Source organism: Paenisporosarcina sp. P5_A11, from assembly GCF_056400705.1.
The window spans coordinates 23,095-29,094 of the sequence record NZ_JBFUKT010000025.1 but is presented as its reverse complement, the minus strand read 5'-3'; the positions used below and the strand labels follow the sequence as shown (position 1 = coordinate 29,094).

Below are 6,000 nucleotides of genomic sequence, written 5' to 3'. Positions count from 1 at the left end.
GGGCGTGAACCGCGTGCGCTTCGATTGTCTCGATTTTAAACAAATTCGCAACGTGCAAGACATGGTATTCCAAAGTCCCGGTGGTTTCGAAGCCACCACCAAATCGTATTTTTATCAGCGTGCTCGCCCACAAGATATTGCACTCGCTAGACGTGTTATAGCAGGCGAACGTTTTCATCCAGCAACTCGGTCGTTGTGGTTTTTTGAACCTACAGGTGATTGCCCTGCCACATGGTATGACCAGCCGAACACTGGACGCTACAAAGCGCATTGTTTTTTTTCTCCAATTCCCGCAAATTGCCCAAATATTTAATTATGAAAGGATGATATCTTGGTACAATATTATTGGAATCCCTCATACCAAATGCAACCGCAACAAATGCAACCACAACAAATGCAGCCCCCGACAATCCCGGCTGCTTCACGACCTCAGCTACCACCAGCACAAGAAGAATCTTATATTGAGAACATCTTACGACTTAATAAAGGGAAAGTAGGAACATTTTATCTAACGTTTCCAAACAACCGTGAATGGAATGCAAAAGTGGTTACTGGGGTTATTGAAGCGGCTGGCCGCGATCATGTCATTGTAAGCGAGCCTGCAACTGGGAAACGTTATTTACTCCTGATGATTTATTTGGATTATGTAACGTTTGAAGGAGAGATTAATTATTTACCATAATTTTATTTCAATTAAGCTTTGCTAGCCGGTATCGTCGCTCTAGAAACTAGAACTCCCCATCTAAAAATGCCCTTCCACTTTGCTTCTTGGAAGGGCGTTTTGTCGTGTATTATCCAATTAACGTAACTTTCAGTTGAGAAAGGAGCCATTTGGGAACCACAAAACGCACCGTCACGAGTGGATCTACAACTTGACAAATTTCTAGTTGTCCTACCGCACTCATCAGCATTGTCACTTCACTAATGTTCATTTCCGTGCGTTCTACCAATCTATTAATCATGAGTTGTGTAGCCAATTTTGAAGCTTCATCCAGTGTCTTGGCTGAAGCAATTTGTGTAAAGCTCTCTTCATTTTCAAGCATTGGTTGCTCCAAATGTTGCCCTTTTATGACTTCAAGTGTGACAGTAGCAGCACCCGCTACTTCAACTCCAGAGACACTTACTTCTCCGTCACCCATCGCTGCGTGAAAATCTCCTAATCCAAACAAAGCACCTTCGACAGCTATTGGGAAATACAAAGTTGCTCCTTCTGTTACCATTTTATTGTCCATATTACCACCATGTGCTCCAGGGGTTCCACAGTTTACACCTTGTCCACTTGGCGCAACACCAATTACCCCAATCATTTTATTTAGAGGAAGTTGCAAATCATTAAACAGAATTTTATTGTATTCAATTGGTAAGATTTTGACGCTCATTTTCTCAATTTGCTGACCCATCACACCTAAATTTGGACCAACGAGCATAACGCCTTGCGAATCGATTTCAATCGTGTGTATGGTAACTTTTAATACATCCCCTAGCTTTGCATCCTCTACAAAAATTGGTCCAGTAGCAGGATTGATTTGATTCCAATCAAGATCAGTAAGTTCCATATCTTCCGAGCCTATTTGATTTTTGAAGCAATCGTACGTTTCCACACGTACCGTACTTCCAGATGCTACAGTAGCAATTGGCTGATTCGTCTCGTTAAATTCATATATTATCCCAGCATCCCGCGAAATGGTTTTCATCATAATCCCCTCCCTTCAAGTTGGTATGGTTGTTCATGATATTAGATGAACTATATCTATATCTTCTACTATTATTTAAAGGCGATTAACACCTAGCTAATTTTGAGTCACTTCAAATTCAAGTGTTTCTAAGTTAATTGTAGCATTATACAATACATTTGTATTGAAATATTCTGTTAATTGAATAACCAATAACATCCTGAATTGGGCATTTAAAATTCTAATGAATCTATCTGTTCTTTCGTATTTTTATTTATTAGTTTTATTTTTTCACTATCAAGAGCGTTTTCGCTTTCAAAATACCAAATGTACAAACCCCCTAATTTATATTCTTCGACAACGTTGTTAGGTAACATTCCTGCGGCGGGTGTGCTTYCTTCGCTCCCTTACAACCTGGACGCTCACAGTTAAGCGTTTGGTTTACTAAAGATTAAATACTATCTTTAAGTAGATATTCGGCCGAAGATGATATTTCGGCCACTTTCTGCTTACTTTATTTTCAAGATTAGCGATTCCAAAATTGATAGTGCCACTTACTTTAAAGGAATAATAAACGGTGACACCACAATTGGCTCTCATCAACAAAAAAAACGCCCTCAAAGAGGACGCTTACCTTTAGTTCGTATGTTTTACTACGGCTATGACCACGAGAACCCACGCTGAAAGGAAGGCTACGCCTCCGATTGGCGTGATTGCACCCAAGACACCAATACCACTTAGGCTTAATACATATAGTGAGCCAGAGAAAATCACGATACCTGCTAACATTAAATAGCCTGCCCAGCTAAGTTGTGATACGTTTCCAATGATATTCGTGCTCATCAAGATTCCGATAACGATTAATCCAATGGCATGATACATTTGGTATTGAACGGCTGTTTCCCAAATGGCTAAATATTTTTCAGAGAGTCTTTCTTTTAATGCATGAGCACCGAATGCTCCAAATGCAACGGCAATAAACGCGTTAACTGCACCGGCAATGATAAAAAATGGCATGAATTTATTCCTTCTTTCATAAATGGATGAGTAAAAATAATTCTGGTGATGTTATTGTTAAAAATCAAATAACGAATCGCCGTTTGCGTCTGCTTCTTTCATGCGTTCGCCTGCTGAAATGGATGGAGCTGCTGGAGCGGTTTGAGCGATTTGTATTGGCATGCTTAAAGGCTTCACTTCAGATTGTTCGCCTAATGCTACATCGCACAAGGCACGAATAGCTAGCAAAGACTCACGAATACTTTGGTCATCGCCTTTACTTTTCGCAATGGATACATGTCTCTCTATTTCGGTGACAACTCGACTTAATGGAATCATGTTGTGTCACTCTCCTTTTCACGTCTTCTTGTCAGAGTTCACTTTACCATGAAAGCTACTTCAAGCAAAAGTCTATTGGTTGTAAATCCCACTCTTTTAGTTGCTTATTAATTTTGGAATAAGGTTTACTTCCAAAGAACCCACGATATGCACTTAACGGACTTGGGTGTACAGATTCAATAATGGCATGACGTGATGTGTCTATTAATTTCCGTTTCAATTGCGCGGGTCTTCCCCACAATACAAAAACCACAGGAGTTTCGCGCTGTGAAAGTTTTCGAATGACTTCATCTGTAAACAGTTCCCACCCTTGATCTTTATGCGAATGTGCAGCACTCGCTCGAACGGTTAGAACTGTGTTTAAAAGGAAGACACCTTGTTGTGCCCATTTAGTCAACGTTCCTTCTAATGGGATTTCACATCCGAGGTCATCAGTCAGTTCTTTTAACATGTTTCGTAAACTCGGGGGATGTTTAACGCCCGCTTGGACTGAAAAGCTCATTCCATGTGCTTGACCTGGACCGTGGTATGGATCTTGTCCAACTATGACGACTTTGACGTCTTTGAAGGCTGTTTCATTAAAAGCACTCCATAAATCATCAATCTTTGGGTAGATGGTTTCGCTAGTATATTGTTGTTTCAAAAACTCGCGTAATTGTAGATAGTAAGGTTTGTCGAATTCTGTTTCAAGTACTTGTTGCCAATCATTTTCAAATATTGTTTTTTCCACAAACTTCACTCCTCGAATTCAACCGTGACTTCATACTCAACCAATGAAAACATCTCTGCAACAGACTGTGCTGCGTTTTCTTCGGCAAGTTCTAATACCCCTTGTCCAGTTGTTTCTTCCATCATTAGTTTTTCCGCTTCTTCTGCCAGTTCATAAGCTTCTGAAATGTCGGCTTTCTCACGGAATAGTCCTTCATATGAAAATACTTCGACTTGATCAAAGAATATTTCAGGGCCTCCCAAAAACTCGGCTCTTGGTAAGGTAAGTGTGGCTGTTTTTGCTTCTTCATCGAGCACGATATCGTCTTCTTGGAGTTTCGAGAAATCAATGCCGGCTTTTACAGACCCAGGAATGACCACTAACAATTGACGTTTGGTACCAGGTAAATCGAGTCCAATTTCTTTCCCTAAAATCGCATTATCTTGGCGTTCAATAATTACTTTTGTATAAGCTTCTGCAGTTGCTAATTCATTTAACGCTTGAATTTTCTCTAAAAAAGCTCCCTTATTTTCTGTAAAGGTACTTCCTTGAATCATCCAAAATGCAACGAAAGGAATGACGAGGATAAGTGCAATTAACCCTGTAAGGAACCATAAGAATTTTCTTTTCCAAATCGACATGAAAAGTGAGCCGACTTGCCAAAATCCAGATGTACGTCGCTGAACACTATCTACTGAAACGGCTACTTCATCTTGCGCTTTTAATTCTTCAAGTAACTTTTCAATTTCTCTTATTCTCTGATTTTTTGACATCGTTCTCCCCTTTTCTATCTTTTCGTCAATGACTCTCGTACGTTTACGATAAGGGAAAATTTCAAATTGTACAACCATCAGACRAATGATAGGATATTTACAGAGGTGATGCCGAATGGCGGATTATCAGTGGCGAGAAAAAATGCGTAAAGTAGAACGCTCGACAAAGGAAGTCAGTCAAGTACCCGAACGTGCGAAAACACTAGGTTTTGGATGTTTTACGATTGGTATGTTTGTGGTTGTATTGTTATTCGCATTTATTAGTTTTGGACTCATTTCGCAGCGTTACTGGATTGCCGGAGGGGTTACTTTAATTTTCACGCTAGGTTTAGCCTTTATTTCAATTCAACTGTTACGCGCAGATAAGCTCCAATAATTGAATTCCCATTAATTTTTGGTACGATAGAATATAGAAACTTTATGAAATGAGGGTCAAAATATGTCTTTGAAAAAAACATTAACGATCGCGGGATCTGATACTTCAGGTGGCGCAGGCATACAAGCAGACTTAAAAACGTTCCAAGAGCACGGCACATATGGGATGAATGCTTTGACAGTAATCGTGACAATGGATCCTGAAAATGGTTGGAGCCATGGCATCCATCCGATTCCAGTTGATACATTGAAGGCTCAACTAAAAACGGCTCTTTCGACTGGCGTAGATGCTATTAAAACTGGTATGTTACCGACTGTTGAAATCATTCATACAGCAGCTGAAGCAATTGATAGTTCTGGTCTTGAGAAAGTTGTTATTGATCCGGTATTAGTTTGTAAAGGTGAAGATGAGGCGCTATTCCCTGAAAACGTTGAGGCTATCGTGAAGTCATTGCTTCCACGTGCATTGGTTGTTACACCTAACCTTTTCGAGGCTGGACAACTTTCAGGTCTTGGTACGTTAACAACAATCGACGATATGAAACGTGCAGCTGTTAAAATTCATGAAGCTGGCGCTAAAAACGTAGTCATTAAAGGTGGCAAACAATTGCAGCATGATAAAGCAGTTGATTTGTTCTTTGACGGATCTACTTATACTTTGCTTGAATCAGAAAAGACAGCTACCACTTATAACCATGGTGCTGGCTGTACATTTGCTGCAGCAGTAACTGCTAACTTGGCGAACGGCTTAGCGGTAAATGAATCCATTATTGAAGCGAAGAAATTTGTTTCAGCAGCTATCGCAAACGGTTGGAAGTTAAATGAATATGTTGGTCCAGTCATGCACGGAGCAAAAAATCGCTTTGGCGCACCTGAAGTAACAACTTCTGAAGTTTAATCATACGAAAAGTTATCCGGAATCACATTTCGGATGACTTTTTTTGTTAAATTGAAGCGTTTTGCCCCACATGCTATCGCTCACTTGACGTTTTTTGGAGGAATTTTTGTTGAGCGATTGCTCAGTTGGAAATTTTGAAGGCCAAGTTGGAAATTTTGAAGGCCAAGTTGGAAAATTTGAGAGCCAAGTTGGAAAAAAGGGACGCCAAGTTGGAATCGAGTTTTTCTAGAATCTCGA

9 protein-coding genes are annotated in these 6,000 nt (G+C 40.1%); 4 read left to right on the top strand and 5 right to left on the bottom strand.

Going from position 1 to position 6,000, the window contains the following annotated elements; translation table 11 throughout:
* Both AC1DOS_RS06610 and gerQ read left to right on the top strand, forming a co-directional pair.
* Nucleotides 1-313 (top strand): cell wall hydrolase (locus tag AC1DOS_RS06610; RefSeq protein ID WP_477536856.1); only part of this gene is annotated, 313 nt, incomplete at its 5' end.
* 18 nt (nucleotides 314-331) lie between these two features.
* Nucleotides 332-682 (top strand): spore coat protein GerQ, encoded by a 351-nt coding sequence (gerQ, locus tag AC1DOS_RS06605; RefSeq protein WP_477536855.1) that lies wholly within the window; start codon nucleotides 332-334, stop codon nucleotides 680-682.
* A 109-nt stretch (nucleotides 683-791) separates the two neighbouring features.
* On the opposite strand, the gene AC1DOS_RS06600 is transcribed toward gerQ, so the two are convergent.
* From AC1DOS_RS06600 to AC1DOS_RS06580, 5 genes are all read right to left on the bottom strand, one after another.
* Complete coding sequence (locus AC1DOS_RS06600) at nucleotides 792-1,697, bottom strand: acetamidase/formamidase family protein (RefSeq protein WP_477536854.1); 906 nt, start codon at nucleotides 1,695-1,697, stop codon at nucleotides 792-794.
* A 612-nt stretch (nucleotides 1,698-2,309) separates the two neighbouring features.
* Nucleotides 2,310-2,690, bottom strand: coding sequence for a DUF423 domain-containing protein (locus AC1DOS_RS06595; RefSeq protein WP_477536853.1), 381 nt, complete (start codon nucleotides 2,688-2,690; stop codon nucleotides 2,310-2,312).
* A gap of 57 nt (nucleotides 2,691-2,747) precedes the next feature.
* Nucleotides 2,748-3,008 carry a YwdI family protein gene (locus AC1DOS_RS06590; RefSeq protein WP_477536852.1) on the bottom strand — a complete coding sequence of 87 codons (261 nt, stop codon included), beginning with the start codon at nucleotides 3,006-3,008 and terminating at the stop codon, nucleotides 2,748-2,750.
* A 55-nt stretch (nucleotides 3,009-3,063) separates the two neighbouring features.
* Nucleotides 3,064-3,738, bottom strand: coding sequence for a uracil-DNA glycosylase (locus AC1DOS_RS06585; protein ID WP_477536851.1), 675 nt, complete (start codon nucleotides 3,736-3,738; stop codon nucleotides 3,064-3,066).
* A 5-nt stretch (nucleotides 3,739-3,743) separates the two neighbouring features.
* Nucleotides 3,744-4,490, bottom strand: coding sequence for a DUF4230 domain-containing protein (locus tag AC1DOS_RS06580; protein WP_477536850.1), 747 nt, complete (start codon nucleotides 4,488-4,490; stop codon nucleotides 3,744-3,746).
* 115 nt (nucleotides 4,491-4,605) lie between these two features.
* On the opposite strand from AC1DOS_RS06580, the gene AC1DOS_RS06575 reads away from it, so the two are divergent.
* Together AC1DOS_RS06575 and pdxK are read left to right on the top strand one after the other, a co-directional pair.
* Nucleotides 4,606-4,866, top strand: a complete 261-nt coding sequence (locus AC1DOS_RS06575; RefSeq protein ID WP_108586163.1) for a hypothetical protein — start codon at nucleotides 4,606-4,608, stop codon at nucleotides 4,864-4,866.
* Between the two features lie 63 nt (nucleotides 4,867-4,929).
* Entirely contained in the window at nucleotides 4,930-5,763 is an 834-nt protein-coding gene (gene pdxK, locus AC1DOS_RS06570; RefSeq protein ID WP_477536849.1) for a pyridoxine/pyridoxal/pyridoxamine kinase, read from the top strand.
* The last annotated feature ends 237 nt before the right edge of the window (nucleotides 5,764-6,000 follow it).